3 protein-coding genes are annotated in these 3295 nt (G+C 46.3%); 2 read left to right on the top strand and 1 reads right to left on the bottom strand.

The features are described 5' to 3' along the window. Window positions 1-455: 455 nt before the first annotated feature. Window positions 456-1247, bottom strand: a complete 792-nt coding sequence (locus EWV84_RS18585; RefSeq protein ID WP_287079259.1) for an HpsJ family protein — start codon at window positions 1245-1247, stop codon at window positions 456-458. A 324-nt stretch (window positions 1248-1571) separates the two neighbouring features. On the opposite strand from EWV84_RS18585, the gene pgl reads away from it, so the two are divergent. Continuing rightward, a complete protein-coding gene (pgl, locus tag EWV84_RS18580) occupies window positions 1572-2294 on the top strand; it encodes a 6-phosphogluconolactonase (protein ID WP_286824700.1) in 723 nt (240 codons plus the stop codon). A 189-nt stretch (window positions 2295-2483) separates the two neighbouring features. Continuing rightward, window positions 2484-3128: a double zinc ribbon and FHA domain-containing protein gene (locus EWV84_RS18575; RefSeq protein WP_287079257.1), complete on the top strand. Its 645-nt coding sequence runs from the start codon at window positions 2484-2486 to the stop codon at window positions 3126-3128. The last annotated feature ends 167 nt before the right edge of the window (window positions 3129-3295 follow it).

The raw sequence follows: 3295 nt of genomic DNA, 5'->3' as shown, positions 1-3295 counted from the left end.
CGATTTTTGCCAATTGTTTTCGATCTAGAACTAGCTAATCAATTAAGTCTCTTGCCAGATAAGGATTTAGTCGATTTATGCCACCCTATTGAACCATACCAAGTAACGAAGAACCAAAAAAGAATTAGATTCGGAGAATGAATCAGCCCTACTAGGGTTGGGGGGGTGTTGCCCTTTGCCTCTTGCACTCTTGCAAGAGTGCCTCGTCTGGCCCAAGCAATTTAAATTACGAACAGCTTATAGGACGTTTTTGAACCACCAAAAATTAATTATGCAAGAGGTTTAATAAATAAAAGGGCATCAGCAAATGATACCCTGTGGCTGAATATTTAAGTAGTTACAGATTTGATCCTTATGATGAAGTATGCTCTTGTGTGCGCTCGTCTCCTGACTCGGAGAATTCTGACTCCCGAAAACGAAAACTTTATACTTCATCATTAAGATAAACCCCCTTCTTAGGCGGTGCGTTTTTTCATACTACCTAGTTCTCGAATGCCTAACCAACCGATCAAACTATAGCAAATCGATAGCAACATACTTTGAATACCAATTCTTAACCACTGTTTCAAAGCCTCCAAGTTAGCTTGGCTTTCTGCCTGTTTTCGCCGATCTTGCAGCTGAGTTTGTAGCTGATTTTTGATCTCATCTAATTTCTGTTTAAACTCCTTCGGTTTTTTGGATAAATCCCGTAAATTGGTTAATTGATCTCTTTGTTGACGGAGGGTCTGTAACTGTTCTGTGCTGATCGGTTGTCCTTGGAAACGACCAGTTTCAATCACTTGAGTTCTCTGAGAGATCTGCTGGTCTAATAGTTGGGGATTTTGCGATAGAGTATTTATCTGGGCCAAGAAAGCTTGAATTTGTCCCTCTCCTTGGTCAACACCCTGTTCAATTTGAGTCAAAGCGTTGTTTTTAATCTGGTTGATATTATTGATATGAACAGGAATCATCAACAGAAAAACTAAACCCAACAGTGTGGAAAGAATAAAAATCGGCCAACGCAATTCAAAGCGGGATTTTCTAGGAATGACATCTCTATTGTTAGAGTCAATCCAGTAAGCGATTAAAACGAGAACGATACCCAGGAGAGGAACAATTCCTCGATCGACAAAGGTGGTGACGAACCCTACCTGCCATTGGGATTGACTGAATCGATAGGGCAGCGGCAGGATAAACCCATCCAAAAGGAAGGAAATAATGAAAACCAATCCCGTTAATTTCAGGGACAAAGAAGTAAAGCTGTTCATCGCTGTTTCTGTAATGGTATGTCAATGAATAGATTCATTAGCCTGTTTAAAAGTTCTCCCTGGGGGTTCCCAGAAGGATTTTGCCGAGAGGCACTCTGACAAACTGCAATTTCTAATTAACTCTTGCTTGACCTCCTGCCCAACACTATGGTTAAATCGTTCTGCTTGTCAACCCCCTTCGAGAATCGACTCTAGAAATATTACCTCAATATGGTATCGGTAAACTTAATCCCTTTCAAAGAATAAAATTTTCCCAAGCTCTCAGATGAGTCCTGAATGGTTAGCCTATAGTAAAGACAGCCCCCTGAGTTGATAACAAAACCCATGCAGAAATTGGTGGAAGTTTTAGCTGATAAACAAGCTCTGATCGCAAAATCTCTGGCGCTGGTTCTGGAAAAAATCACAACCAGCCTCGACCAACAGGACTATTTTACGATCGCTCTGTCCGGCGGTAGTACCCCGAAACCTCTCTACGAGGCTTTATCCTCTCAACCCCTCGACTGGTCAAAAATTCACGTTTTCTGGGGAGATGAGCGCTACGTTAGTCCCAAGCATCCTGACAGTAATCAACGCATGGCCCGGTTAGCATGGCTCGATCGCATACCGATCCCGGCCGCTAATATTCATCCTATGCCCACGGATGACCCCGATCCCCAGCTGGCCGCCCAAAAATACGATGATCATCTCCGCCAATGGTTTGGGGTCAATTCTCCCGATTTTCCCGTTTTTGACCTGATTTTATTGGGAATGGGCGATGATGGTCACACCGCCTCTCTCTTTCCCCACACGGCAGCTTTAACGGTGAGCGATCGCTGTATCACCGTCGGCGAGAAAGACGGCAATCCCCGCTTAACTTTTACCGTTCCCCTGATCAATCAGGCCCGTTGTGTGATCTTTATCGCTGCCGGCGAAAGTAAACGCCCCGCTCTACATGAGATTTTCTCTGCCTATGGTGACTCTTTCTCCTATCCTTCTCGTCTCATCCACCCCCCGGCCGGGGAATTATATTGGTTACTCGATGCGGCCGCTGGTTCCTCTTTTGTCTAGGGGATAGGGGAATGGGGAAATGGGGGAATGAGGGAATGGGGAAATGGGGGAATGAGGAAATGGGGGAATTTCAACTAAAACCCTAACACCCCAACACCCCAACACCCCAACACCATAAAACCCCAAAACCCTAACACCCTAAAACCGAAACCCTAATCTGCTTTTTAACTTTTTCCTTTTTCCTTAAAAATGATCGTTTGTCCTAATTGCGAACATACTAACCCCGATGAGGCCAGTCAATGCGAGGCCTGTTACACTCCCTTGCCGCGGATGTCTTCCTGTCCTAGTTGTGGGGCAACCATCCAAACTGATGCCACCTTTTGCGGTCAGTGTGGCTACAATTTACAGCCTAATTCCCTTGCCATGGTGGCAGCCGAGGCCGAGGCCGAGGCCGAACCGGAACCGGAACCGGAACCCGTCCCACCAGTCCCTACACCCACCGTCGCCTCGATCGCACCTCCTCCTGTTGCTCCTCCACCAGTTCCGGCTGCCACCCGCTTACAGACGGAAATAGCTAGTTTGCAGCACCTGCAAACCGATAGCAAAATTGAATTACCCCTACATCTATCGGTAATTCATATCGGCAAACCTAACGATCGCATTCCCCCCGATATCGATGTTTCCGGTTTTCCCGATTCTGATATCGTCTCCCGGGTTCATGCCGATATCCGCGTCGAAGCGGGCATCTATTACCTCGAAGACAGCGGCAGCGCTAACGGAACCTACGTTAATCACAATCCCCTACCCCCCGGCAATCGTCATCGTCTCCGGGCTGGCGATCGCATTTCCCTCGGTAAAGGGGACAAAATGACTTTTATTTTCCAAATGTCCTAAAAGGGGACAGGTGTTAGGGGTTAGGGGTTAGGGGGTAGGGTTTTAGGGTTTTAGTTGAATTTCCCCATTTCCCCATTTCCCCATTTCCCCATTTCCCCATTTCCCCATTTCCCCATTTCCCCATTTCCCCATTTCCCCATTTCCCCATTTCCCCATTTCCCCATTTC

The sequence above is a fragment of the Microcystis sp. M_QC_C_20170808_M3Col genome, from assembly GCF_007095505.1.
GTDB lineage: Bacteria > Cyanobacteriota > Cyanobacteriia > Cyanobacteriales > Microcystaceae > Microcystis.
This window is presented reverse-complemented; position numbering and strand designations above follow the sequence as displayed.